Source organism: Amycolatopsis endophytica, assembly GCF_013410405.1.
Lineage (GTDB): Bacteria > Actinomycetota > Actinomycetes > Mycobacteriales > Pseudonocardiaceae > Amycolatopsis_E > Amycolatopsis_E endophytica.
The window spans coordinates 3,421,771-3,446,447 of sequence record NZ_JACCFK010000001.1; the positions used below are offsets into that span (position 1 = coordinate 3,421,771).

22 protein-coding genes are annotated in these 24,677 nt (G+C 71.3%); 10 read left to right on the top strand and 12 right to left on the bottom strand.

The genetic code is table 11. The annotated features are described in order from the left end of the window. The first annotated feature begins 50 nt into the window (after positions 1-50). Together HNR02_RS16950 and HNR02_RS16955 are read left to right on the top strand one after the other, a co-directional pair. Positions 51-317: a hypothetical protein gene (locus HNR02_RS16950; RefSeq protein WP_312861039.1), complete on the top strand. Its 267-nt coding sequence runs from the start codon at positions 51-53 to the stop codon at positions 315-317. 67 nt (positions 318-384) lie between these two features. Continuing rightward, complete coding sequence (locus HNR02_RS16955) at positions 385-1,599, top strand: cation:proton antiporter (protein WP_179774124.1); 1,215 nt, start codon at positions 385-387, stop codon at positions 1,597-1,599. Here HNR02_RS16955 and HNR02_RS16960 read toward each other — a convergent pair. From HNR02_RS16960 to HNR02_RS16985, 7 genes are all read right to left on the bottom strand, one after another. Beyond that, positions 1,487-2,488: a MerR family transcriptional regulator gene (locus HNR02_RS16960; protein ID WP_179774125.1), complete on the bottom strand. Its 1,002-nt coding sequence runs from the start codon at positions 2,486-2,488 to the stop codon at positions 1,487-1,489. The two genes, HNR02_RS16955 and HNR02_RS16960, sit on opposite strands and share 113 nt — an antisense overlap. 34 nt (positions 2,489-2,522) lie before the next feature. Next, the gene (locus tag HNR02_RS36130; RefSeq protein WP_281377238.1) at positions 2,523-2,636 is read right to left on the bottom strand and encodes an MYXO-CTERM sorting domain-containing protein; all 114 of its coding nucleotides are present in this window, start codon (positions 2,634-2,636) and stop codon (positions 2,523-2,525) included. Further along, positions 2,609-2,953: a DedA family protein gene (locus HNR02_RS16965; RefSeq protein ID WP_179774126.1), complete on the bottom strand. Its 345-nt coding sequence runs from the start codon at positions 2,951-2,953 to the stop codon at positions 2,609-2,611. The genes HNR02_RS36130 and HNR02_RS16965 overlap by 28 nt, the downstream gene beginning before the upstream one ends. Then, positions 2,953-4,131: an alpha/beta hydrolase family protein gene (locus HNR02_RS16970; protein ID WP_179774127.1), complete on the bottom strand. Its 1,179-nt coding sequence runs from the start codon at positions 4,129-4,131 to the stop codon at positions 2,953-2,955. The genes HNR02_RS16965 and HNR02_RS16970 overlap by 1 nt, the downstream gene beginning before the upstream one ends. A 68-nt stretch (positions 4,132-4,199) precedes the next feature. Next, positions 4,200-4,865 (bottom strand): response regulator, encoded by a 666-nt coding sequence (locus HNR02_RS16975; RefSeq protein WP_179774128.1) that lies wholly within the window; start codon positions 4,863-4,865, stop codon positions 4,200-4,202. Between the two features lie 3 nt (positions 4,866-4,868). Further along, on the bottom strand, positions 4,869-6,413 hold the full coding sequence (locus tag HNR02_RS16980) for a sensor histidine kinase (protein WP_179774129.1): 1,545 nt from the start codon (positions 6,411-6,413) through the stop codon (positions 4,869-4,871). Then, the gene (locus HNR02_RS16985) at positions 6,410-7,045 is read right to left on the bottom strand and encodes an HNH endonuclease family protein (RefSeq protein WP_179774130.1); all 636 of its coding nucleotides are present in this window, start codon (positions 7,043-7,045) and stop codon (positions 6,410-6,412) included. Before HNR02_RS16985 ends, HNR02_RS16980 begins: the two co-directional genes overlap by 4 nt. Before the next feature lie 67 nt (positions 7,046-7,112). Here HNR02_RS16985 and HNR02_RS16990 point away from each other — a divergent pair, with 67 nt between their 5' ends. Then, positions 7,113-8,276 carry a lactate 2-monooxygenase gene (locus HNR02_RS16990; protein ID WP_179774131.1) on the top strand — a complete coding sequence of 388 codons (1,164 nt, stop codon included), beginning with the start codon at positions 7,113-7,115 and terminating at the stop codon, positions 8,274-8,276. Here the strand turns inward: HNR02_RS16990 and HNR02_RS35480 are convergent. Then, complete coding sequence (locus HNR02_RS35480) at positions 8,239-8,661, bottom strand: carboxylesterase family protein (RefSeq protein WP_246338586.1); 423 nt, start codon at positions 8,659-8,661, stop codon at positions 8,239-8,241. The two genes, HNR02_RS16990 and HNR02_RS35480, sit on opposite strands and share 38 nt — an antisense overlap. Before the next feature lie 142 nt (positions 8,662-8,803). Between HNR02_RS35480 and hrpA the strand changes: the two genes are divergently transcribed. Further along, entirely contained in the window at positions 8,804-12,673 is a 3,870-nt protein-coding gene (gene hrpA, locus HNR02_RS17000; RefSeq protein ID WP_179774132.1) for an ATP-dependent RNA helicase HrpA, read from the top strand. Here the strand turns inward: hrpA and HNR02_RS17005 are convergent, their stop codons facing one another. Next, positions 12,674-14,332: a bifunctional 3'-5' exonuclease/DNA polymerase gene (locus HNR02_RS17005; RefSeq protein ID WP_179774133.1), complete on the bottom strand. Its 1,659-nt coding sequence runs from the start codon at positions 14,330-14,332 to the stop codon at positions 12,674-12,676. A 180-nt stretch (positions 14,333-14,512) separates the two neighbouring features. Between HNR02_RS17005 and HNR02_RS17010 the strand changes: the two genes are divergently transcribed. From HNR02_RS17010 to HNR02_RS17020, 3 genes are all read left to right on the top strand, one after another. Continuing rightward, the gene (locus HNR02_RS17010; RefSeq protein WP_179774134.1) at positions 14,513-16,141 is read left to right on the top strand and encodes an acyl-CoA synthetase; all 1,629 of its coding nucleotides are present in this window, start codon (positions 14,513-14,515) and stop codon (positions 16,139-16,141) included. A gap of 262 nt (positions 16,142-16,403) precedes the next feature. Beyond that, a complete protein-coding gene (locus HNR02_RS17015) occupies positions 16,404-16,676 on the top strand; it encodes a hypothetical protein (RefSeq protein ID WP_218902919.1) in 273 nt (90 codons plus the stop codon). A gap of 490 nt (positions 16,677-17,166) precedes the next feature. Further along, positions 17,167-17,499, top strand: coding sequence for a hypothetical protein (locus HNR02_RS17020; protein WP_179774135.1), 333 nt, complete (start codon positions 17,167-17,169; stop codon positions 17,497-17,499). A gap of 35 nt (positions 17,500-17,534) precedes the next feature. On the opposite strand, the gene HNR02_RS17025 is transcribed toward HNR02_RS17020, so the two are convergent. After that, on the bottom strand, positions 17,535-18,440 hold the full coding sequence (locus HNR02_RS17025; protein WP_179774136.1) for a hypothetical protein: 906 nt from the start codon (positions 18,438-18,440) through the stop codon (positions 17,535-17,537). 212 nt (positions 18,441-18,652) lie between these two features. Here HNR02_RS17025 and HNR02_RS17030 point away from each other — a divergent pair, with 212 nt between their 5' ends. Both HNR02_RS17030 and HNR02_RS17035 read left to right on the top strand, forming a co-directional pair. Then, entirely contained in the window at positions 18,653-19,822 is a 1,170-nt protein-coding gene (locus HNR02_RS17030; protein ID WP_179774137.1) for a S8 family peptidase, read from the top strand. Positions 19,823-19,854: 32 nt separating this feature from the next. Then, positions 19,855-20,517 carry a histidine phosphatase family protein gene (locus tag HNR02_RS17035; protein WP_179774138.1) on the top strand — a complete coding sequence of 221 codons (663 nt, stop codon included), beginning with the start codon at positions 19,855-19,857 and terminating at the stop codon, positions 20,515-20,517. Here HNR02_RS17035 and HNR02_RS17040 read toward each other — a convergent pair. Then, positions 20,504-21,121, bottom strand: coding sequence for a TetR/AcrR family transcriptional regulator (locus tag HNR02_RS17040; RefSeq protein WP_179774139.1), 618 nt, complete (start codon positions 21,119-21,121; stop codon positions 20,504-20,506). The two genes, HNR02_RS17035 and HNR02_RS17040, sit on opposite strands and share 14 nt — an antisense overlap. A gap of 169 nt (positions 21,122-21,290) precedes the next feature. Further along, positions 21,291-22,337, bottom strand: coding sequence for a LacI family DNA-binding transcriptional regulator (locus HNR02_RS17045; RefSeq protein WP_179774140.1), 1,047 nt, complete (start codon positions 22,335-22,337; stop codon positions 21,291-21,293). Positions 22,338-22,559: 222 nt separating this feature from the next. Here HNR02_RS17045 and lpdA point away from each other — a divergent pair, with 222 nt between their 5' ends. Beyond that, complete coding sequence (gene lpdA, locus HNR02_RS17050) at positions 22,560-23,957, top strand: dihydrolipoyl dehydrogenase (protein ID WP_179774141.1); 1,398 nt, start codon at positions 22,560-22,562, stop codon at positions 23,955-23,957. Positions 23,958-24,677: the final 720 nt, after the last annotated feature.

Sequence of the window (24,677 nt, forward strand, 5' to 3'; positions counted from 1 at the left end):
GAAGCGTGCGGCGGAAGCCAGGGACGAGTTCCCGGCACCGGTCCGTCCGCGTGGTCGTTCTGGCGCTGTTGCTGCTCAGCCTCGTCACGCCGACCACCGACGTCGTCCACCCGCACGTCACCGACCACGTCGCCGTGCTCGCGGCCGAACCGCTGCCGCACGTCACGGCCACCGCGCTGCCCGCCGCGGACCTGCCGCCGGTCGTCGTCACCGAACCACCGCGCGGCCTCACGCAGACACCCCCGCCACCCGCGGGCCCGGCTCCGTCAGCCGATCCCGGCACCGCGTTCGGCGCCCGCGCGCCGCCCTCCAGGTAACGCCCCGGTCATCCAGCACGCCGCGCGACCACGCGGTGCGCTTCGCCCTGTCCTGGAGGGACAACACATGCACACCGGACACGCCCTGCTCGCCGTCGGCGGCGCCTTCCTCGCCGCCGGCGTGCTGGCCAGAGCAGGCGCCCGCATCGGGCTGCCCACGATTCCCCTGTTCATGCTGGCCGGGTTCATCTTCGGCCCCAACACACCCGGACTGTCGCTGGTGCAGGATCCGGGACAGCTCAGCGTGCTCGCCGGGCTCGGCCTGGTGTTCCTGCTGTTCTACCTCGGCCTGGAGTTCTCGCTCGACGACCTCGCCAAGGGCGGCCGCAAACTCGCGGTCTCCGGGCTGGTCTACCTGGCGCTCAACATCGGCGGCGGGCTGGCGTTCGGCTTCCTGCTCGGCTGGGGGACCAGCGAGGCGCTCGTGATCGCCGGCGCGATCGGCATCTCGTCCTCGGCGATCGTGACCAAACTGCTCGTCGAGACCCGTCGCATGCGCAACCCCGAATCCCGCCTGATCATGGGCATCATCGTGATCGAGGACCTGTTCCTCGCGCTGTACCTGGCGATGCTGCAGCCGGTGCTGTCCGGCGCCGACTCGTTCTGGCCCGCGCTCGCCGACTTCGGCGAGGCGCTCGGGTTCCTGCTGGCGCTGGCCGCGCTCGCCCGCTGGGGCGGACGCCTGGTGTCGAAGCTGTTCGGTTCGGCCGACGACGAGCTGCTGACCGTGTGCTTCGTCGGGGTGGCCGTGCTGGGCGCCGCGGTCGCCGAAGAACTCGGGGTGTCCGACGCGATCGGCGCGTTCATGGTCGGCATGATGCTCGGCGGGTCGAAGGTCGCGCCGCGCATCCACAAACTGGTGCTGCCGCTGCGGGACGCGTTCGGCGCGTTGTTCTTCTTCATCTTCGGGCTCAGCATCGATCCGAACGCGGTCGGCACGGTCGTGGTGCCGGTGCTGATCGCGGTCGTGCTGACGCTCGTGCTCAACTTCGCGGCCGGTGCCATCGCCGCGAAGCTGCACTCCTTCGACGGTCAGGCCGGGCTGAACATCGGCCTGACCGTGCTCACGCGCGGCGAGTTCTCGCTGGTACTGGCCACGCTGGCGGTCGCGGCCGGGCTGGACTCGCGGGTCGCGCCGTTCGTCGCCGGTTACGTGCTGCTGCTGGCGATCATCGGCCCGCTCGCGGTGCTGCGGTCGGAGAGCCTGGCCCGGCTGCTGCGAGTGCGACGGGCATCACCAGCGTCTCGAACGACCCCTGATCAGCAGACCGAACGCGCGTGACGTCCGACGGCCCGGCGAACTCCAGCAGGACGTCCGGTCCGACGCTCGCCTCCAGCGCCGCGCCCAGCACAGCCGGGTCGAACCCGATGCGCAGTGCGCCGTCGCCGATCGCGGGCAGCGCGCGGCCGTTCACCACCAGGGCGTCCTTGCACACGGCAAGTTCGACCGGGCCGCGCTCCGGCAGTGCGTCCCGGAGCGCGGTGCGGTCGACGACGACCCGCCGCTCCGGGGCGGGCAGGGCGTCGAGCATGACGCGGTAGCCCGGGAACTCCTCGTCCAGCAGCGGCAACGGCCGGGACTCGCCGCCTGCATGGAGGGCGTCGCCGGTGAGGGTGACTTCGTCGTGCCGCGCGACCCACGGGCCGAGCTCGGCCAGCTCGCGCGTGGGCACGACGAACCGGCCGGTGCCCGGGTGCACGGGGCGCAGGACCCGCAGCGCCAGCCGGTAGCGGTCGGTGGCGACGAGCCGGACCTCGTCGCCGTCGGCCTCGATCAGGACGAAGTCCAGCGGCGCACCCGCGGCGGGCGTGACCTGCCGGATCGCGCTCGCCAGGTCGAGCCCGGCGAGCCGCGGCGGCCCCGGCAGCAGCCGCCCGAGCGCACTGGACGCGGCGGCGAAGTCCGCCCGCAGACGACGCCGGTGGGCTTCCAGGATCGCGGTCGCCTCCTCGGACGGGCCGTCGAGCACGGCGGTCACCTGCGCCAGCGGCAGCCCCGCCGCCCGCAGTTCGCGCAGCCGCGCGGCCCGTTCGGCCTGGTCCTCGCGGTAGTACCGGTAGCCGGTGACCTCGTCGACGCGGGCCGGGGTGAGCACGCCGCAGTCGTCGTAGAAGCGCAACGCGCTGGGCGTGAGGCCGGTGCGCCGGGCGAAGGCGCTGATCGTCAGCATGCCGCCGATTCTGCGGCTTCGACCGGCTCGAAGGTCAACCGTGCGCGCGGCGGCGTCGCACGATCACCAGCGCGAGCGCGACCACCACGAGCGCGGCCGCGACCGAGCTTCCCGTCCCGGTCAGGTCCTCGACCCGCCGCGCCGGCACAGGAACCCGGTTGCCCGGTCCCAGCCCCGCGCGCCGTGGCGCCGCACGATCCCGGTCTGCCGCAGCCGGGGCCCGTAGCGCTTGCCGACCAGGTAACCGACCGAGTCGCCCGCGACCGCGCACGCCGTGGTCACCCGCCACAGCGCCACGAACTTCGGCACGCTCGTCGCGGTGGTGCCCAGGACGAACAAGCCGGTCTCGCCAGGGGTGACGAACCCGAGGCCGAGGGTGCACTCACCGAACACGAGCAGTCCGGCGCCGACCACCACCCACAGCGCGGGCAGACGCTGCAGCCAGTCGAGCAGATCGGCCACCATTACGGCACCAGCCGCACATCGGGGTGCGACGGCCGGTCGAACAGGTCCGTCGGCCATCCGCGCAGGTGCAGCGCGAAGAACGCGGCGAGGTAGTCCCGCTGCGCCGCGACGCTCCGGCGCGGGTCGATCGTGCCGATGGCCGCGGCCACCTCCTCGGACGGCAGAGTTATCCGCCGGCCGATCTGCGGCACCAGCACCTGCGCGTCGGTGAAGCTTCCGTGCTCGGCTGTCGGCAGGTGGACGTCGCGCTTCCAGCCCGTGGAGTTCGCCCAGAACGCGGCCCAGTCCGCGGCGTGGCGGTGGGTGTGCGGTGCCCCGGCGCTGGTTCCGCCGCCCATCAGCAGGAACGGCCGGTCGGCGCCGCGGGCGGATGCCTGCCCGGACGCGGGATCCATACTGCCGTCGAGGTTCGCGCCCGCGTCGATGCGCCGGTCGCCCAGCATGGCTTCGGCCGCGGTGAAACCGCCCATCGAGTGGCCGAACATGCCGACCCTGGACAGGTCGAGCGTCCGGCCGAGCCCGGCGGGCAGTGCGCGGTGCGCCGCGTCGGGGTTGCCGCCGGAGTGGAGCACTTCGAGCTGGTCGAGCACGAAACCGGTGTCCAGCGCCCGTTCCCGCATCATCCGCGCCATGTCGACGCCGTGCGCCGGGTATTCCATCCGGTCGGGGAACCGCACCGGGCTCGCGTAGGTGTGGTCGACGGTGACGACGACGAAGCCGTGGCTCACCAGGTCCTCGGCGAGCGTGGTGCCGAGTGCGCGCGACTCCCCGCCGCCGGGCGAGTAGAGCACCACGGGCCGGGATCCGGGCAGCACGGAGGCGCCGTCGCGGGCGTGGGTCCTGGTTCCGGCGAAATCGGCGACACCGGGTCGCACCCCGACCACGGCCGCTGTCCGTTCGTAGTCGGCCGCCACTTCGGGGGCCAGATGACGTGTTGCCGGACCGTGCGCGGCGCGGGCCGGGTACCAGACGGAGATCATCAGTTCACGCGGTCCGCCCGGGCCCCAGGGATCGATCCGGGAGCGGTCGACCAGGTGCAGTTCGGTGGTGCCCACCGGATACGGCCCGGCCGGAGGTGGCAGCGACAGGCGGATCGGTTCGGCCGCGCTCGCGGGCGCGGCCACGGCCAGCAAACCCGCGCAGAGGGCGAGCGCCGTGCGGCGTTTCAGGTTCGTCATGCGGCCAGCTTCGCGGCCGGAGCGCCGCCCGGAATCTGCCGGACGCCAACCAGGGAACTCCCCGGAAGTCATAGATCGCGCTCCACCAGGCCGGCCTCGTAGGCGATGATCGCCGCCTGCACCCGGTTGCGGACCTCCAGGTGGCGCAGGATCGCGCTGACGAACACCTTCACCGTCCCCTCGACGACGTGCAGCCGTCCCGCGATCTCCGCATTGGACAGTCCCGCGCCGACCAGCCCGAGCACGGCCCGTTCCCGCGGCGTCAGGCCCTCGGCGAGCTGCCGGGCCCGCAGCACGCCCGTCATCCGTTCACCGCCGGTGCTCAACCGCCGGATCGCCCAGTGCGCGATCTCGGGTGACAGGCAGGCCGCACCGCGCGCCACCGCGCGGATCCCGGCGAACAGCTCCCGCGGATCACCGGTCTTGAGCAGGAAACCGCCTGCCCCGGCGTCGAACGCGCGAGCGATGTGCTCGTCCTCGGAGAAGGTCGTCAGCATGATCACGCCGGTGCCGGGCACGGTGCGGCCGATCTCGGTCGCGGCCGACAACCCGTCCAGCCGCGGCATCATGATGTCGAGCAGGACGACGCCGGGACGGTGCGCCTGGACCAGTTCGACCGCCTCGCGGCCGTCCGCGGCCTCGGCCACCACCTCGAACTCCGGGTCCGCGGCGAGCACGGTCCGGATCCCCGCCCTGGTCAGGGGCTCGTCGTCGGCCAGCAGAACGCGGATCACTTCTCACTCCGATCGGGACGAGATGGCACTGCGGGGAACGGTTTCCTTGGACGCCAGCCAGTCCGCCACGAAGCACAACCGGAAGAACAGGCGGTCTTCGCTCTGCCGCGTGGACCAGTACTGACGGCACTCCGTGCCCTCCGGCGGCGCCGGGAGCATCCGTTCCGGATCACCCAGGATCTGGAACGGGGGCAACCGGTCCTCCACGTCCGCGCGCGCCGCCCCGACCGGGATCCCGGCGAACGTGGCCGGATCGAGGCTGTTGTTGGCGCCCACCAGCGCGTAGAGCGCGATCGCCAGGACGACGACCACGGCGGCCGCCAGCGCGGGCACCCGCATCGCCGCGGCCAGTCCCCGGCGGGCCTCGGCGCGGGACCGCGCGCGCACCGACTCGGTCCCGACCGCCACCGGCGCGGGTTGCGCGTCGTGCGGCAGCGTGGCGACGAGGGCGAACCCGCCGTCCCGGGGGCCGGCCCGTAGCGAGCCGCCGAGCAGCCGGACCCGCTCGGTCAGTCCCATGAGCCCGGAACCGCCGTCCGCGGATCCGCCCGGCTGCCCGGTCGCCGGCCCGTTGACCACCGTCACGGTCGTGCTGTCCGGGCCGTGTTCGAGCCGCACGGTGACCGCCGCGCCGGGCGCGTGCTTCGCCGCGTTCGTGAGCCCCTCCCGAACCACCCGGTGCGCCGCCCGTTCCACCGCCGCGGGCCGGGGCGACGGCCGGGGCGGGTCCCACTCGATCCGCATGCCGGCGGCGACGGCCCGGGCGATCAACCCGTCGATGTCGGCGCCGTCGTCGGTTTCACCGTCGGGCCGGAGCATTCCGATGACCTCCCGCAGTCGCGCGGTCGCGCCGGCCACACCCGCCCGCAGCTCACCCGCCATTTCGCGCTGCCGCTCCGGCAGGTCCGTGCTCACTTCGAGAGCCGCCGCCCGCAATGCGAGAAGCCCCCACTCGTGGCCCAGCGAGTCGTGCATCTCGCGGGCGATCCGGGACCGCTCCCGCAGCCGCGCCTGGTCCGCCTCGAGTTGCTTCTGCCGTTCCAGCAGCGCCGCACGCTCCCAGCCCGCCGACGCGAGCGCGGCGCGCTGCGCGCGGTAGCGGCCGGCCAGCCAGGGCAGCGCGACCACCAGCAGCAGGACGAGTACCAGCACGAACCAGTCGTACAGGCCGAACACCAGCCCGAACCCGCCGCGCGCCGCGCTGTCCGCGAGGACGCCGACCGGTAGCGCGGCCAGCACCACCGCCGCGAGCCCGGACAGCACGGGCCGCACCTCGTCCCGCCGCTCGCCCACCCGGTAGCCGAAGACCGCGCAGGCGAGGAAGGGCCACCACCACGTCGTGTTCGTGACCGTCGGAGCCAGCACCAGAGCCGGTACCGCCGCGACGGCGACGAGCAGGCACAACGTCGCCACCGGGAACCGCCGGAAGAACACCACGGCCGCGGCCAGCGCCAGGCCGCCGGCGACGGCCGCCACCGGGTTCCCGGTGATCAGTGCCTCCAGCACGAGCGCGACGAGCAGCGCCGACGGCAGCAGCGCCCTGGTCAACAGCGGTCCAGCATCTCCGTCAGCGCGGCCTGCTCGGCGGTGGTCACCGACAGCTGGTAGTAGTGCTTGACGGTGATCCAGTCGGTGGCGTAGGTGCACCAGAACGACTCCAGCGGTGGTTTCCACTCGTCCGGCGCCCTGTCGCTCTTGGACTGGTTCACGTTGTCGGTCACGGCCCACAGCTGCGGGCGCTCCAGGTCGTTCGCGAACGCCTCGCGCTGCGCCTGCGTCCACGCCGACGCCCCGCTGACCCAGCTCTGCGCGAGCGGCACCATGTGGTCGATGTCCACATCGGACGCTTGCGTCCACGTCCCGCCGTCGTAGGGGCTGACCCACGTTCCCGAGGTCGGCGCGCAGTCCTTGCCGGTCACCACGTTCTGGCCCGCGCGCTTGAGGACCTCCTCACGGGTGTTGCAGGTTCCCTCGACGGTGTCCCAGTGCGGGTACTTCTCGCGCGAGTACCCGTTGAGCGTGCCGCGCGGTTTCACCTGCAGCTCGGCCAGTTGCTGCCGGGCCGCACCGGGATCGCTCCCCGGATTCGCCTGGGTCGGGCTCACCGAACCCTGCTGCCACACCACCACCAGAGCCGCGATCACCAGAACGATCAACGGCAGCCACGTCCGCGCCTTCACGTCGCGAGGTTATGTGATCGGATTCCGGCGGTAGGCTGCGGTCTCCGTCGTCGACGAGGAGGTGCCTGTGGCCGAGCGGTTCGGTGGCTACCAGAACGAGATCTACCTGCACGGGCTCGGCGGGACGAAGCCGCCGTTCACGACCGACCCGGTCCGGCTGGCGGAGTCGGCGCGCGAAGTGGTCTCTCCGGAGGCCTACGACTACGTCGCGGGCGGCGCGGGTTCGGGCGCCACCATGGTCGCCAACCGCGCGGCGTTCGACCGGTGGAAGCTGGTGCCGCGCATGCTCACCGACGCCACCGCGCGCGACACCTCCGCCACCGTCCTCGGCGCCACGCTGCCCGCGCCCGTGCTGCTCGCGCCCGTCGGCGTGCAGTCGATCGTGCACCAGGACGGCGAGCTGGCGACCGCCCGCGCGGCCGCCGCGCTGGGCCTGCCGATGATCCTGTCCACCGCGTCGTCGAGGACGATCGAGGAGGTCGCCGGTGCCTCCGGTGACGGCCCGCGCTGGTTCCAGCTGTACTGGCCGAACGACTCCGACGTGTGCGCGAGCATGCTGACCCGCGCGAAGGCGGCCGGTTACAGCACGCTCGTCGTCACGCTCGACACCTGGACGCTGGCCTGGCGCCCGCGCGACCTCGACCGTGCCTACCTGCCGTTCCTCAAGGGCGAGGGCCTCGCGACGCCGCTGTCCGATCCGGCTTTCCGCGCTCTGCTGGAGAAGGCGCCGGAGGACGACATGCCGTCGGCGATCCTGCGGTGGGTATCGCTGTTCACCGGCACCGACCACAGCTGGGAGCATCTGCCGTTCCTGCGCGAGCACTGGGACGGCCCGATCGTGCTCAAGGGCATCCAGCACGTCGACGACGCCCGCCGCGCGGTGGACGCCGGGATGGACGGGATCGTGGTGTCCAACCACGGCGGCCGCCAGGTCGACGGCGCGATCGCGTCGCTGGAGGCGCTGCCGCCCATCGCGAACGCCGTCGGGGACCGCATCGAGGTGCTGTTCGACTCCGGTGTGCGAACCGGCGCGGACATCCTGAAGGCGCTGGCACTGGGCGCGAAGGCGGTCCTGATCGGACGGCCCTGGGTGTACGGGCTGGGGCACGCGGGAGAGGACGGCGTGCGGCACGTGCTGCGCGGGCTGCTCGCCGACCTCGACATCAGCCTCGCGCTGACCGGGCACCGCTCGATCAGCGAGGTGGGGCCGGAGTCGCTGCACCGGTCGTGAAGCCGAGCCACCGGCCCTGGATTTCCTCCCCGAGCATGCGCGCGTCCCGCCGGGCGTCGAAGGTGCCGAACACCGACGGCAGCTCGACGCAGTGGCAGGCGCCCTTCGCCCAGGGCCTCGTCGGCGAGGGCCGCGGCCATCTGCGGATTCGGACTGGGCACCCGCATCGCCCCGGTGACCCGCGCCGGCCGCGTCGGCGATGGGGGTGAGCCGCCGCCCGGCTCGAAGTGGTCCCGCACGCGCCCGTCCACGGCTCGGGCGGCGTCGGCGGAGTGAACCGGACCGGCGGCGCGGCGTAGGGGATGGCGTGGAAGACGGTCACGTCGCCGTCGGGACGGCCGCGGACGGCGCCGGTGGCCGTCCGCGCCACGGGTTGGCTGCTCATGTCCCCAGCCGGCCTTCGCCGGTCCCACCGCGCGATTCCGGGGCGTGACGCGGGCCGGATCCGGCACCGGCGCGGGCCGTGGTGGCGGAACGCGTCATATTCGCAGGCCCGCCGGATCACCCGCGGCTATCCTGGAGGCCGTATGTCTACGCGATCCCCCCTCGAAGAGCTCCGGGCCCGGCTGCCCGGCCTGATGCTGCGCGACGAGCACCGGCTCCGCCGCCGGCTCGACGGTGCCCGCAGGGCGCGGGACCGCGACCGCGTCGCGCGGCAGATCACCGCCGACATCGACGCCGCCGAAGCGCGCGTGCAGCGGCGGCGCGCGCCGGAGATCCGCTACCCCGAAGAGCTGCCGGTCTCCCAGCGCAAGGACGACATCGCCGCCGCGATCCGGGACCACCAGGTCGTCATCGTCGCGGGCGAGACCGGATCGGGCAAGACCACGCAGCTGCCGAAGATCTGCCTGGAGCTGGGCCTGGGCGTGCGTGGCCAGATCGGGCACACGCAGCCCCGGCGGCTCGCCGCGCGCACGGTCGCCGAGCGCATCGCCGAGGAGCTCAAGACCGAGCTGGGCAGCACCGTCGGCTACAAGGTGCGGTTCACCGACTCCTCCGGCGACGACACGATGGTCAAGCTGATGACCGACGGCATCCTGCTCGCCGAGATCCAGAGTGACCGGATGCTCCGCCGCTACGACACGCTGATCATCGACGAGGCCCACGAGCGCAGCCTCAACATCGACTTCATCCTCGGCTACCTCAAGCAGCTGTTGCCGAAGCGCCCCGACCTCAAGGTGATCATCACCTCGGCGACGATCGATCCGGAGCGCTTCTCCCGGCACTTCTCGGATGCGCCGATCGTCGAGGTGTCCGGCCGCACCTACCCGGTCGAGGTGCGCTACCGGCCGATCGTCGACCCGGACGCCCCCGAGTCCGAGGACCGCGACCAGATCACCGCGATCGCCGACGCCGTCGACGAGCTGTGCGCCGAGGGGCCCGGTGACATCCTGGTGTTCCTCTCCGGTGAGCGGGAGATCCGCGACAGCGCCGACGCGCTGAACAGGATGGACCTGCGCGGCACCGAGGTGCTGCCGCTGTACGCGCGCCTGTCCGCGGCCGACCAGCACCGCGTGTTCAGCCGCCACACCGGTCGCCGGATCGTGCTCGCCACCAACGTCGCCGAGACGTCGCTGACCGTGCCCGGCATCAAGTACGTCATCGACCCCGGCACCGCCCGCATCTCCCGCTACAGCCACCGCACGAAGGTGCAACGGCTGCCGATCGAACCCGTGTCGCAAGCCTCGGCCAACCAGCGCAAGGGCCGCTGCGGCCGCACCTCCGACGGCATCTGCATCCGGCTCTACAGCGAGGAGGACTTTTCCTCCCGGCCGGAGTTCACCGATCCGGAGATCCTGCGCACCAACCTCGCCTCGGTCATCCTGCAGATGACCTCGCTCGGGCTCGGCGACCTGGCCGCGTTCCCGTTCGTCGACCCGCCCGACCGCCGCCAGATCACCGCCGGTGTCCAGCTGCTGCAGGAGCTCGGCGCGCTGGAGGAGTCCGCGAAGGAGCGGCGTCTCACCGACATCGGGCGGCAGCTCGCCCAGCTGCCCGTCGACCCGCGGCTGGGCCGGATGGTGCTGGAGGGCGCGCGCAACGGCTGCGTGCGCGAGGTGATGATCATCACCGCTGCACTGTCCATCCAGGACCCACGCGAACGTCCGGCGGACAAGCAGGAGGCCGCCTCCCAGCAGCACGCCCGCTTCGCCGACAAGTCCTCGGACTTCCTGGCCTACCTCAACCTGTGGGAGTACCTGCGGGAACAACAGAAGGCGTTGTCCAACAACCAGTTCCGCAAGCGCTGCAAGGCCGAGTTCCTCAACTACCTGCGCGTGCGTGAATGGCAGGACATCTACAGCCAGCTGCGCCAGCTCGCGAAACCGCTGGGCGTCACACTGAACTCCGAGCCCGCCGACCCGCAGCGCGTGCACACCGCGCTGATCGCCGGGCTGCTCTCGCACATCGGGCTCAAGGACCCGGAGAAGGGCGACTACCTCGGCGCGCGCGGCACCCGGTTCGCGGTGTTCCCCGGTTCGTCGCTGTTCAGGAAGCAGCCGCGCTGGGTGATGTCCGCCGAGCTGGTGGAGACGTCGAAGCTGTGGGGCCGGGTCAACGCCCGCGTCGAGCCGGAGTGGATCGAGCCGCTGGCGCAGCACGTCGTCAAACGCACGTACTCCGAGCCGCACTGGGAACGCAAGCGCGGCGCGGTGATGGCGTCCGAGCGGGTCACGCTCTACGGGGTGCCGCTGGTCACCGGGCGCAAGGTCAACTACGGGCGGATCGACCCGGAGCGCTCGCGCGAGCTGTTCATCCGCCGCGCGCTCGTCGACGGCGATTGGGACACCTCGCACAAGTTCTTCGCCGAGAACCGGTCGCTGCTCGACGAGGTCGAGGACCTGGAGAACCGGGCCCGGCGCCGTGACCTGCTGGTCGACGACGAGACGCTGTTCGAGTTCTACGACCAGCGCGTCGGTGACGAGGTCGTGTCCGCGCGGCACTTCGACAGCTGGTGGAAGAAGGTCCGGAGCGAACAGCCCGACCTGCTCAACTTCGAAAAAGCCATGCTGCTCAACGAGTCCGCGGAGCAGGTGTCCGAATCGGACTACCCGGACAGCTGGACGCAGGGCTCGCTCGAGTTCCCGCTGACCTACCAGTTCGAGCCGGGTGCCGACGCCGACGGTGTCACCGTGCACATCCCGGTCGCGGTGCTCAACCAGGTCACACCGGACGGGTTCGACTGGCAGGTTCCGGGTCTGCGCGCGGAGCTGGTGACGGCGCTGATCAAATCGCTGCCCAAGCAGCTGCGGCGCAACTTCGTGCCGGCGCCGGACACCGCTGACGCGGTGCTGTCCCGGGTCGGCCCTGGCGACGGCCCGCTGCTGGACGTGCTGGCCGACGAGCTGGAGGCGCTGCGTGGGGTCGCGGTGCCGTTCGACGCGTGGCAGCTCGACGCGGTGCCCCACCACCTGCGGATGACGTTCCGGGTGGTGAACGAGCGGGGCCGCCGGATCGCCGAGGGCAAGGACCTGGAGGTGCTCAAGGAGGACCTGAGCGGTGAGGTGCGGGCGACGATCTCCCAGGCGGCGGACAGCATCGAGCGCTCGGGGCTGACCACTCCCGCGTTCGGGGAGCTGCCCCAGGTGTTCGCGGGCAAACGACGCGGGCACCAGGTGAAGGCGTACCCTGCGCTGGTCGACGAGGGCGACACGGTGGCCGTGCGGATGCTGGACACGGCGGTGCAGCAGCGGCAGCGGATGTGGCAGGGCACGCGCAAGCTGTTGCGGCTGAACCTGCCGTCGCCGATGAAGTTCATCAACCGCGCGCTGACCAACCAGGCGAAGCTGGTGCTGAGCCGCAACCCGCACGGGAGTGTCGCGGGCCTGCTGGAGGACTGCGTCGACTGCGCGGTGGACAAGCTGATGGCCGCCGCGGGCGGTCCGGTGTGGGACGAGTCCGGGTTCGCGGTGCTGCTGGAGAAGGTGCGTGGCGGGCTGAACCCGACGGTGCTGGACGTGCTGGCCGAGGTCGAGAAGGTGCTGACCGCGGCCAACGAGGTGGAGGCGGCGCTGGACGGTGCCCGCGGCCCGGCCGAGTCGCTGGCCGACATGCGGCAGCAGTTGTCGCGCCTGGTGTATCCCGGTTTCGTGACGGCCACCGGATTCGACCGGCTGCCGCACCTGGTGCGGTACCTGCGGGGGATCGGGCGCAGGCTGGACAAGCTGCCCTCGATGGGCGCGAAGGACGTCGACCTGCTGCGTGACATCGAATGGGTGACGGGCGAATACGAGGCCGCGGTGGCCGCGCTGCCGCCCGGCGTGGTGCCGGGGCCGGAGCTGCTGGACGTGCGGTGGATGATCGAGGAGCTGCGGGTGAGCTTCTTCGCCCAGACGTTGGGGACGGCGCATCCGGTGTCGTTGAAGCGTGTGGTGCGCGCGCTGGACAGGGCCGCGTAGTCATTTGGCGTCCGCGTAGGTGTCGACGGTGGCCGGTTGCATGGGGAAGTGCACTGGGCACGCGGGGCCGAAGGTCAGTGTCGCTGCTTCGGCGACCGACGCGGTGATCGTCCGTTCGACTTCGGGCGCCAGATCCTCGGGCGCGTGCACGATCACCTCGTCGTGCTGGAAGAACACCAGGTGCGCCGGCGCGGGCAGGGTGCGGCGCAGCGTCGCGAGCAGGACCGCGGTGAAGTCGGCCGCGCTGGCCTGCACGACGAAGTTCCGGGTGAAGCGGCCCCAGTTGCGGGCGGCCTGGCGGGCGCGGCCCTCGTCCTCGTCCGCGCCGCCGGTCAGGGCCCGCCACGCCTCGGACGGTGCGGGGGAGACGCGGCCGAGCCGCGAGCGCACCCGCTCGCCCCGCTCCCCGGCCCGCGCCGCTCGCTCCACATAGGACACCGCGTCCGGGAACCGTTGACGCAGCAGGGCGAGCAGCGACGCGGCCTCCCCGGCCGTGCCACCGTACATCGCGGACAGCATCGCGATCTTCGCGCGGGGCCTGCCCTCTTCGGCGCTCATCGTGCCGGCGAACATCGCCTCGGACAGGCGCGCGTAGAGGTCGGTGGACGCCGAGGCTTCGGCCAGCCGCCGGTCGCCGGACAGGGCCGCCAGCACCCGCGGCTCCAACTGGGCCGCGTCGGCCACGACGAGCTTCCAGCCGGGGTCGGCCTGCACGCACACCCGCAGTGTCTTGGGTATCTGCAGCGCGCCGCCACCCGAACTGGCCCACCGCCCCGACACGACGCCGCCGACCACCCACGCCGGCCGGAACCGCCCGTCGGCGACCCACTCGTCCAGCCACACCCACCCGTTGGCCGAGTGCAGGCGGGACAGTTCGCGGTACTCGATCAACAGCGGTACCGCCGGATGGTCGACGTTGCGCAGCACGTGCGCCCGCGCGGACGGCACCGAGATCCCTTCGCGGCCGAAGGCCCGCACGATGGTCTGCGGACTGTCCGGGTTGACCGGTTTGCCCCCGAACGCCTCACCGATCCGCGCGGCGAGTTCGACGAGCTTCTTGGGCCGTTGCCCGGCCGGCACGCGTGGCCCGAGGATCTCGGTCAGCAGCTGGTCGTGCACATCGGCCCGCCACGGCAACCCGTCGGCCCGCATCTCACTGGCGACGAGCGCACTGGCCGACTCGGCCGCGACGAGCAACCGGAACCGTTCCGGGTGCTCGACGTGCTTCATGCGCCGGTCCTGGTCCGCGAGCACCTCCCGGACGGCCTCGGCCGGATCGACGCCCGTCGGCAGGCCCGACCCGCGGGTCTCGAACAGCGCCGGCTGCAGGTCGGCGTGGGAGGGCGCGTCCGGCGGCGGCTCCTGGCCGTGGACCCGCGCCCACGCGGCGGGCAACCCTTTCGGCTCCCCGGCCCGTCCCTCCGCGGCGAGCAGCAGTCCTTCGGTCAGGGCGAGGTCGTGGCAGCGGGTGATGGGTGTTCGTGCGCGCAGTAGCAGGGGATACACCTGCTCCACCGCCGGGAACACCCAGCGCGGTGCCTCCTGCCGTTCCGCGTCGGCCACATACCGGACGAATTCGGCCTCGGTGAGGTGCCGCCGCCCGTCGGGGGCGAGCACGACGAAGCCCGGCCCTTCACTCGGAGCGACGATCACTTGCATGGGGTCATTGTGCGCCGGGGGTACGACAGTTTTCGCTCGCGGTTGCTCGTGCCCGTCTGGTTCAGGGCAGCTCGCTGGTGCCCGCCCACGGTCACTGCTGGCGCGGCACCGGCATCCTGGGCTACTGTCCAGTAACAACACATACTTCCAGTACGGTCGGCCCAACGGAGGTGCTGTCCCATGCGCATGCCGCCCCACTTGTCCGTCTTTCCCGGCAAGGTGGCGGAGACCGCCCGCGGCCTGGAGGTCATGTGGCGCGCCGGGCTGGTCCCGTTCCCCCGTCTCGACGAGGGGCTGCGCAGCGTGATCGCCACGAAGAAGGTCGGGCCGTTCGCCGCCGCGGCGCAGACGTCCGCCCGGCGCGATCCGAAGGCGGTCGGGCTCGTCGACGAGCTGGGGCCGCTGACCTTCCGCGAACTGGACCTGCGCTCCAACGCACTGGCCCGCGCCTGGCAGGACCGCGGCATCCGGCCCGGCACGGTGATCGCCGCGCTGTGCCGGGACCACCGGGGACTGGTGACGGTCATGATCGCGGCGGGCAAGGTCGGGGCGCGGCTGCTGCTGATGAACACCGGGTTCGCGAAACCGCAGCTCACGGACGTCGCCGCGCGGGAGAAGGTCGAGGCGCTCGTCTACGACGAGGAGTTCACCGACCTCCTCTCCGGTATTCCGGGCACCGTCGGCCGCTACCTGGCCTGGGTGGACAACCCCGACCCGGCCGGCGCGATCCCCGCCCTCGACGAGCTGATCGCCGGCACCGACGATCGTCCGCTGCCCCCGCCACCCGAGCGAGGCGGGTTCGTCCTGCTGACCAGCGGGACGACCGGCACCCCGAAGGGCGCCCCCCGTGAGCGGACCTCCGTGCTGGCCACCGTCCAGTTCCTGGACCGCATCCCGCTGCGCGCGGGTCAATCGACGTTCCTGGGCGCGCCGATCTTCCACGGCACCGGCATCTCCCAGTTCATCCTGTCGTTCGCGCTCGGCTGCAAGGTCGTGCTGCGCCGCCGCTTCGACCCGGAGGCCACCCTCAAGGGCGTCGCCGAGCACGGGTGCACCGCGCTGGTCCTCGTGCCCACGATGCTGCAGCGCATCGTCGACCTCGGGCCCGAGGTCCTGGCCAAGTACGACACGTCGTCGCTGCGGATCATCTTCGTCGCGGGCTCCGCGCTCTCGCCCGACCTGGGCAACCGCGCGACCCGGGCGTTCGGGGACGTCCTCTACAACCTCTACGGCTCGACCGAGGTCGCCGTCGCCACCGTCGCCACCCCCGAGGACTGGAGCAAGGCACCCGGCACGGTCGGCCGCCCGCCGGTGACCTGCAAGGTCCAGCTCTACGACGAGCAGGGCAACCGGATCACCGCACCACACGTGACCGGCCGCGTGTTCGTGGGCAGCGGCCTGTCGTTCGAGGGCTACACCGACGGGCGCCACAAGGAGGTCATCGACGGACTGCTCTCCACCGGCGACGTCGGCCACTTCGACGAGGACGGTCTGCTGTTCATCGACGGCCGCGACGACGAGATGATCGTCTCCGGTGGCGAGAACGTGTTCCCGGTCGAGGTGGAGAACCTGCTGGTCGAACACCCGGACGTGCTGGAGGCCGCGGTGATCGGCGTGCCGGACGACGACTTCGGGCAGCGCCTCAAGGCGATCGTGGTGACCAAGGACGGCTCCGGCCTCGACGCCGACGCGATCCGCGAGTACGTCAAGGGCAACCTGGCCCGCTACAAGGTCCCGCGCGACGTCGAATTCGTGCCCGAGTTGCCGCGCAACGCGACGGGCAAGGTGCTGCGCAACAAACTCAGCTAGCCACCTGATCGGGTGGCCACCGGTCTACCGAGAAGAGCCGTTCGGCGATGCGAACTGGCCGGTGGGCGCTCAAACCCCGCGATGCCGTGACGGTGACGAGCCGTTTCTGCACTATGAGTGATGTCGCGGCTGAGCGCGGCACGAGAACGCGGCCCCCTGCTGCCACAGGGAGCCGCGCGGTTGTTGACCGTCCGGAGAGGAGGGCATCAACGTGCCCACCGTACAACCCCCGAGCGAGCCGTCCCCGGGAAGACGCAGGATCGTGCTCGACGAACAGTTCTACTCCACTGCCGAACAGGCCATCGTGGACAGCCCGGCGCTTCCTTCCCGCGACGCCCGTCGCCTGGACGGGACCAGCGAGGGCTGGGCCCGTCTGTGGCGGGTGGTGCTGCTCGGCATGACCACCGTGTCGGCACTGGCGATGATCGTGTTCGCGCTGATGAAGGCGATCCCGTCCACGGCCCTGTGCATGCTGGCGCTGATCGTGGTCAAGACCGCCGACCACTGGAACTCACGGCGCCTGACGGGCGCGTGACCGGCGGCGTCCCGCGACGTCGACCAGCGGTCGATCACGTACGGCGAAGTGCGACGCCTCCGGCTGGAGCCGCGGCACTGCACTGCACCGGAGTGTGATCCGATGCGCGCGCAGCGAGGTGATCCACACGAATCGGCGGTCCACAAAGGAGATTTGTGACTCTAACGGGTGACGCGGAAGTGGGAACTCGCACCCCGTGACACCTGATCTTGCATGTTGCAGCTTCCTGTTCACACGAACGTTTTCACTGTCCCCCGGGTGCGGCTCCACCTAACACCCTGTGCCGTTTGGCGCCCCGGGCAAACCGGTCGTCGCTGAACACCCGAAGTGACGCGCGAGTAACACAGCGGCTTCTGCACTATTGGGTCATCGCGGTGCACCGCGATATGGAGCGCGGCCCCCTGCTGCAACAGGGAGCCGCGCATTTATTGATAACCACCCCTCAGAAGGAGGCATCAACGTGCCTACCGTACATCCGAAAATCGCCGGCATGCCAGAAGAACCGTCCCCGGATCGGTGCAAGATCGTGCTGGATGACGAGTTCTATTCGGCGTCCGAGCAGGAGGTGGCCGACCGTAGCGACCCGGCGCCGCGTCTGGTCCTGCGGGACGAGGACCCGGGTTGGGTCTTCCTGGAGCGCACGCTCGACGGCCGTGCCCGGTTCTGGCGCGTCGTCGTACTCGGGTTCCTGTGCGCCGCCGCGGTGGCGATGATCGCGTTCGCGCTGGCGAAGGCGATCCAGCCGGCCGGGTTGTGCATGCTGGCGCTCGTCATGGTCAAGATCGTCGACGAGTGGGCGGGCCGCAGGCTCGGGAACGAGTGATTCCGGGGCCGGTCGCGGCATGCCGTGACCGGCCCTCACTCCCAGGAAATCCCGAACACCCCTGGCCCGTAATCGAGCGCCACGGCGTGCACACCGCCCGCCGTGTCGAGGTGCAGCTGTCGCCGTTCCTCGGTCTCCGTCGAGCCCCGCCGCGCGTACTGCCAGCACCGGCTCAGCGCCTCGGCCTCGTCGAACCGGATCTCCAGTAGGTACTCGCGGATCGGTCGCCGGAACTCGCGGTAGTAGGTGTTCTCGCAGTCCGGGTACGGCGGCCCGCTGTTGGTGAGCGTGTATTCGATCAGGCACGTCTCGCCGCGGTGGATCGGGCGGTCGAAGAGCAGTTCGGCGACCGTCAGACCGTGCTCGGGGTCGACCTCGGTCCGCCCGCTGCGGCAGTTGCGCAGCTGGTGCAGTGTCGGTGCGGGCGCTCCGCCGTGGTCGTAGACCAGGATCCACCGGTCCTGCTGGTCGGCGGTCGCCTGGAACACCGAGCGTGTCGTCAGCGAACGTTGGCGTCCGCCCGCCGCGATCTCGCACCGGTCGTGCAGGTTGACCAGGTTGAGGCGGTGCTGTTGCTCCAGTGCGTGCGGCGCGCCGACCCGCTCGAGCAGCAGGCGCAACGCCTCCATCGGGAACTTGACGACGCCGTCCGCCTGCCGCCGGGACGGCAGACCACGCGGGCGCGGCGGCGGGAGCAGGGACAGCAGCTCGCCACGCCGCAGCCCGAGGACGTCTTCCAGAACGCGGACCGCGGAGATCGAGCTCTGCCGCTCCGGCTGCCGTTTCCCGGACTGCCAGTAGCTCAGCGCCGTGACGCTGATCGGCACGCCACCGGCCTGCAGGCGCGCCTGGATGCGGTCGAGGCTGAGACCGCTGCGAGCGATCGCTGACCGGAGGGTTCTGGCGAACGGGCTCGGCACCGCGCGCTCGGACGTGGACACCTTCTACCACCTGAACATCGACTTCGCCACTGCCGATGGTAGCAGTCAGTGACGTCTACTCGGCCGAGAATGGCGATCAAGCTCTCATTCGTTCGGGTGGTTGCTTTGTAACCCAATCAGGTGAGTACTGGTAACTGTGAATCATTGCCCCGCTCTGGCCGCCGGGTTTACCTGAGTTGAACCACCCGGTCGGGGAGAGGAGAGGGCGGCTCATGCGGAAACGCACGATGTGGTCGGGACTGGCAGCGGCAGCGGTGGTGGCGACCGCGACAGCGTGGGCAGGGCCCGCCCGGGCGCAGGAGGGCCAGATCCTCGACGCCGGCACACCCGGCTCCGTCGCGAACAGCTACGTCGTCGTCCTCAAGCAGTCCGCCGGCGCGCAGGCGGGTGAGCTGGCCATCCGCTACGGAGCCGCCGCCCACCGCACCTTCGACACCGCGCTCAAGGGCTTTTCGATCAGCGCCGACGAGACACGGGCCAGGCGTCTCGCGGCCGACCCCGATGTCGCCTACGTCGTGCAGAACCACGTCCTGCACGTTTCCGACGTCCAGCAGGACCCGCCGTCCTGGGGCCTGGACCGGATCGACCAGACCGGCCTGCCGCTCGACGACTCCTACACCTACGGGACGTCCGCGGACAACGTGACCGCCTACGTCATCGACACCGGCGTCCGCGCGAACCACGAGACCTTCGGCGGCCGGGTGTCGGGTGGCAAGGACTTCATCGACAACGACGACGACCCGGCCGACGAGCAGGGCCACGGCACGCACGTCGCGGGCACGATCGGCGGCAGCGAATACGGCGTCGCGAAGGGCGTGAAGATCGTCCCGGTCCGCGTGCTCGACGAGCAGGGCAGCGGCACCACCGAACAGGTCGTCGCCGGCATCGACTGGGTCGCGCGGAACGCGAGCGGGCCGTCCGTGGCGAACATGAGCCTCGGCGGTGCCGCCGACACCGTCCTCGACGACGCCGTCCGCGGCGCCATCGCCAAGGGCGTCACCTTCGCCGTCGCCGCCGGCAACGAGGGCGCCGACGCCGGCAACGACTCCCCGGCGCGCGTCACCGAGGCGCTCACCGTCGCCGCCAGCGACGACTCCGACCGGCAGGCGGACTTCTCCAACTACGGCAGTGTCGTCGACCTCTACGCCCCCGGCGTCGACATCACCTCGTCGTGGGGCACGGGCGACACCGCGATGACCACGATCAGCGGTACGTCGATGGCCACCCCGCACGTGGCGGGCGCGGCCGCGCTCTACCTGGCCGCGCACCCCACGGCGACCCCGGAGCAGGTGGCCGACGCCCTGATCGCCGCAGCGACCCCGGACAAGATCACGAACGCGAGCGCGGGTACGCCCAACCGCCTGCTCTTCACCGCTGGCTAGGCTGCGGGGTACCGCGAGCGAAAGGACGGCCGATGGGTGCGATCTACCTGATCCGGCACGGTCAGGCCTCCTTCGGTGCGGCCGACTACGACAAGCTGTCCAGCACCGGGATCGAACAGGGTTCGGTGGCCGGCGCCGAACTCCTCCGCCGCAAGACCGCCTTCACCGAGGGCCGCACCGGGTCGATGGCCCGTCAGCGCGCCACCGCCGAGATCGTCCTGGACTGGCTCGGGGCGGGCGCGCTGGTGAAGGAGGACCCGCGCTGGAACGAGTACGACCACGTCGACATCGTCGCCCGGCACGGCGGCGGCGTGCCGCAGGACCCGGCCGATCCGCGCGGCTACCAGGAGGTGCTGGAAGCCTCGCTGGCCGCGTGGGTCCGCGCCGGTGACGCGAGCCCGTGCGCGGAGACGTGGCCGCGGTTCTCCGAGCGCGTGCGCGGCGCGCTGGCCGACCTGGTCGGCGTGCTGCGCAAGGGGGAGAGCGCGGTCGTGTTCACCTCCGGCGGCGTGATCGGCACGCTCGCCGGTCACCTGCTCGGTGTACCCGAGACGGGGCTGCTGCAGCTCAACCGGGTGACCGTGAACTGCGGCATCACGAAGCTGGTGTCCGGGCGCGGAGGCGTCACGCTGGTGTCGTTCAACGAGCACGCGCACTTCGAGGGGCGAGCGGCGCGGCTGCTCACGTACCGCTGACCTCGGGGAACACATCCTCGATCAGGGTCACGAGCGTCCGGGTCAGCAGCGCCTGCACCTGTTCGCGGTCGAGGACCCCGCGCAGCAGCCACTCCCGGCCTGCTGCCTTGACCATGCCGCCGAAGGCGCGCACGAGCGCGTTGACCGTCTCGGCGTGCACGCTGTCGACCTTGACCCCGAGTGCTTCCAGCACGCGCGCCGCCGAACGGCGTTCGGCTTCCACGAGGATCTCCTCGACCTCCGGATCGCTGCCGAGCCCCTCGGGTGCGGTGGCCACCAGCCAGGTCCGGCCCTGCCTCGTGACGAGCGTGAGGAACCAGTCGACGGCGACCCGCACCTTCTCTTCGAGCGGGCCGTCGGTGACGACGACGAGCGCCGCGGGCGGAATCGTCACGGTGCGGCGCAGCACGGCCAGGTAGAGCTGGCGTTTGGTGCCGAAATAGTGGTTGATCAGCCCCCGCGCCACACCCGCCGCGGCGGCGATGTCTGATGTGGACACCTCGGCGTACGGGCGCTCACCGAACAGCCGGGCCGCGCAGGCGAGGATCTGCTCCCTGCGTTCGTCCGGTTCGAGTCTTCGCCACCGGGGCTCGGAGTCCGTCATGGGCGACATGCTGGCATGGGTCACCCAGGGGAGTTGTTCTTTTCCGACATGTCGGCGAAGACGTCATTCGATCGGAGGCACTTGCGCCCGGGCGGTAACGGCGGACGTGCGATCGAGATCCCGCCGGTATCGGATTTTGCGCTCCTCACGGGGTTCGGCGGCGCGTGCGTCACGAGCGACGCCGTCGCCGGGGTTTCGCCGTGCTGGAGCGCAGCAGTACCTCACCGGGGATGCGCCGCACCCTGCCGCGGGAACCGCCGCCGGCGTCGAGTGCCAGTTCCATCGCCTCTTCGCCGAGTCGTTCCAGCGGGAGCGCGACCGTGGTCAGCGGCGGGGTCAGGTCGCGGGCGAGCGGGATGTCGTCGAACCCGGTGACCGACACGTCGTCCGGCACGGACAACCCGGCCTCGCGCAGGGCGCCGATCGCGCCGACGGCCATCACGTCCGCCACGGTCAGCACGCACGTCGCCTTGTGTTTCGCGGCCAGCAGTGCCGCCGTGGCCTCGCGGCCGCCGTCGCGGTCGAAGGAGCCCTCGAACAGGTCGCGTTCGGACAGTTCGATTCCCAGGCCGGCCAGGGCCTCGCGGAACCCGGCGACGCGATCGGCCACTGTGGTCAGGTGCGCCGGCCCCGTGACGACCGCGAACCGGCGGTGCCCGAGCCGGTGCATGGCCTCGGCCATCGCCCGCGCACCGCCGCGGTTCTCCGGCGAAACCGTGTCCGCCCGCAGCGAGCGGTGCCTCGTCACCACCGCCACCCGGCCACCACCACGCCGGTACGGCTCCAGTTCGGCGGCCATCGCCCGCTCCCAGGACCGGTTCTCGAACGCCGACCCGGTCAGCACGATCGCCGACGCCCGTTGCGCCCGCAGCGCCGAGACGCAGGCCAGCTCCTTGTCCGGATCGGCGAAGGTGCCCGCGAGCATCACGACCAGGCCGTGCCGGTCGGCCACGCGCATCGCCCCGCGGGTGAGGGCGGCGAAGTAGGGGTCGCTGATGTCGTGGCAGACCACGCCCACGGTGCGCCGCGAGGCACCGGCCAGCGCCTGGGCGTGGGCGTTGGGGGTGTAGGCCAGTTCCGCGGCGGCGGACAGGACACGCTCCCGCAGGTCGTCGCGCACTCTCGTGGTGCCGTTGATCGCGCGGGACGCGGTCGCGAGTGAGACTTCGGCGGTCCTCGCGACGTCCTCGAGCGTCACGTGTGGCCGGTCGCTCATCGTTCCTCCCGCGGTCGTGCGTTGGGCCTGAATTCTAGGTTGATTTCCGCTTTTCGCCTGGTCAGGACCACCCGTGCGAGTGGGTGTAACCAAAAGTGGTCCCGGAAGCGCTTGCCGCGAGCGCGACGACGGCCGTGAAGTCCGTCACGGCCGGGGCGAAGCTCCTCGTCAGCACTGTCGGCCGCGAGAGGGGCCGGTGCCGGAGGGCATAGGGTGACGGGTATGAGTGCGCATTTCGACGTTGTGGTGCTGGGGGCCGGTCCCGGCGGGTATGTCGCGGCGATCCGGGCTTCGCAGCTCGGCCTGAAAACGGCGATCGTCGAGGAGAAGTACTGGGGCGGCGTGTGCCTGAACGTCGGGTGCATCCCGTCGAAGGCGCTGCTGCGCAACGCGGAGCTCGCCCATCTGGTCACGAAGGAGGCCAAGACCTTCGGGATCAGTTCGGACGGGCCGATCACCTTCGACTACGGCGCCGCGTTCGACCGCAGCCGCACGGTCGCGGAGGGTCGCGTCAAGGGCGTGCACTTCCTGATGAAGAAGAACAACATCCAGGAGTTCACCGGGCGCGGCAGGTTCACCGACGCGCACACCATCGAGGTCACCGGTGAGAACGGCAGCGAGACGGTCACCTTCGACCACTGCATCATCGCCGCCGGTGCCACCACCAAGCTGCTGCCGGGCACGCGGCTGTCCGAGCGCGTGGTGACCTACGAGGAGCAGATCCTCGAGCGCGACCTGCCGGGCAGCATCGTCATCGCCGGCGCCGGCGCGATCGGCGTCGAGTTCGCCTATGTGATGCACAACTACGGCGTCGACGTCACGATCGTCGAGTTCCTGGACCGCATGGTGCCGCTCGAGGACGCCGACGTGTCCAAGGAACTGGCCAAGCGCTACAAGAAGCTCGGCATCAAGGTGCTGACCGGCACCAAGGTCGAGAGCATCGACGACAGCGGTGACAAGGTCAAGGTCACCGTCTCCAGCAATGGCAGTCAGCAGACTCTGGAAGCCGACAAGGTCCTGCAGGCGATCGGTTTCCAGCCGCGTGTCGAGGGCTACGGCCTGGAGAACACCGGCGTCGAGCTGACCGAGCGCCGCGCCATCGCCATCGACGGCCACTGCCGCACCAGCGTGCCGCACATCTTCGCGATCGGTGACGTGACCGCGAAGCTGATGCTGGCGCATGCCGCCGAATCCATGGGCGTCGTGGCGGCCGAAACGATCGGCGGCGCGGAGACCATGGAACTCGACTACCCGATGATCCCGCGTGCCACGTACTGCCAGCCGCAGGTCGCCAGCTTCGGCCTCACCGAGGCGCAGGCGCGCGAACAGGGCTACGACGTGCAGGTCGCCAAGTTCCCCTTCACCGCCAACGGCAAGGCCCACGGCTTGGCCGACCCGGCCGGCTTCGTCAAGATCCTGTCCGACGCGAAGTACGGCGAACTGCTCGGCGCGCACCTGATCGGGCCGGACGTGACCGAGCTGCTGCCGGAGCTGACGCTGGCCCAGCAGTGGGACCTGACGGTGCACGAGGTGGCCCGCAACGTCCACGCGCACCCCACCCTCGGCGAAGCGGTCAAGGAAGCCATCCACGGCCTCGCCGGACACATGATCAACATGTGAGCTTCGCCCCCTGCGGCCCGGGTTTCCGGGTCGCAGGGCTTTCCGGGCGGCACCGGTCGTCCGGCGGGGCTCCGAATGCGGCTGGGGCCGGGTGCGCGTCGGTGCCCCTGCGTGAGTCCGTGTGCAGCGTCAAGCCGGCCCGGACGGTTTCAAGGTGTGGTTCAGCCGCGGCAGCGGTAGGTCGCGGTGTGTTTGGACTCCCTTCTCAGTGATCGTTCTCCTTCCTGCAGGCCGCATCACAGCCCGCGGTGTCGCTGTGCCATGAGCTGCGCCCACCTTCGCCCCACCCGGCGATCTGGGCTCGACCGGGCACAGGTTCCCTGCCACTCAGGGGCTGACTCCGGCCTGCGGGCTCGCCCAGGCGCCGCTCAGGAGCCGCGGAGCGTCAGCCCAGAGGCGCCAGCCTCTGAGCCCCGCAGGAGCTGCTGGCTGCCCGCCTCCGGCGCCCGCCCAGCCGCTGCTGCTTGCCCAGGGCTCCAGGCTGCCGCCGCCGAATGCTCACCCAGTAGTACCCCGCCGCCACGGAGTGCTCACCCCGGGCGCCGCCCAGTAGCCCCGGACTGCCTGCCCGGAGACTCCGGCGTGCGGCTCGCCCCGAGAATCCGGCCTGCGCGCTCGCTCCGGGGTCGCGGACTCCCCGCCCCAGCGGGGCCCGCCCACGGCTCCTTGGCCGGCGCTCCGCGACGGTCAAGGAGCCCGGCTTCCGTTCGGCGACAGTGG

Coding starts and splice junctions, on each gene's coding strand:
- HNR02_RS16955 (WP_179774124.1), top strand. CDS start 385: ATGCACACCGGACACGCCCTGCTCGCCGTCGGCGGCGCCTTCCTCGCC.
- HNR02_RS16960 (WP_179774125.1), bottom strand. CDS start 2,488: ATGCTGACGATCAGCGCCTTCGCCCGGCGCACCGGCCTCACGCCCAGC.
- HNR02_RS16965 (WP_179774126.1), bottom strand. CDS start 2,953: ATGGTGGCCGATCTGCTCGACTGGCTGCAGCGTCTGCCCGCGCTGTGG.
- HNR02_RS16970 (WP_179774127.1), bottom strand. CDS start 4,131: ATGACGAACCTGAAACGCCGCACGGCGCTCGCCCTCTGCGCGGGTTTG.
- HNR02_RS35480 (WP_246338586.1), bottom strand. CDS start 8,661: ATGAGCAGCCAACCCGTGGCGCGGACGGCCACCGGCGCCGTCCGCGGC.
- hrpA (WP_179774132.1), top strand. CDS start 8,804: ATGTCTACGCGATCCCCCCTCGAAGAGCTCCGGGCCCGGCTGCCCGGC.
- HNR02_RS17005 (WP_179774133.1), bottom strand. CDS start 14,332: ATGCAAGTGATCGTCGCTCCGAGTGAAGGGCCGGGCTTCGTCGTGCTC.
- HNR02_RS17010 (WP_179774134.1), top strand. CDS start 14,513: ATGCGCATGCCGCCCCACTTGTCCGTCTTTCCCGGCAAGGTGGCGGAG.
- HNR02_RS17020 (WP_179774135.1), top strand. CDS start 17,167: ATGCCAGAAGAACCGTCCCCGGATCGGTGCAAGATCGTGCTGGATGAC.
- HNR02_RS17030 (WP_179774137.1), top strand. CDS start 18,653: ATGCGGAAACGCACGATGTGGTCGGGACTGGCAGCGGCAGCGGTGGTG.
- HNR02_RS17035 (WP_179774138.1), top strand. CDS start 19,855: ATGGGTGCGATCTACCTGATCCGGCACGGTCAGGCCTCCTTCGGTGCG.
- HNR02_RS17040 (WP_179774139.1), bottom strand. CDS start 21,121: ATGACGGACTCCGAGCCCCGGTGGCGAAGACTCGAACCGGACGAACGC.
- HNR02_RS17045 (WP_179774140.1), bottom strand. CDS start 22,337: ATGAGCGACCGGCCACACGTGACGCTCGAGGACGTCGCGAGGACCGCC.
- lpdA (WP_179774141.1), top strand. CDS start 22,560: ATGAGTGCGCATTTCGACGTTGTGGTGCTGGGGGCCGGTCCCGGCGGG.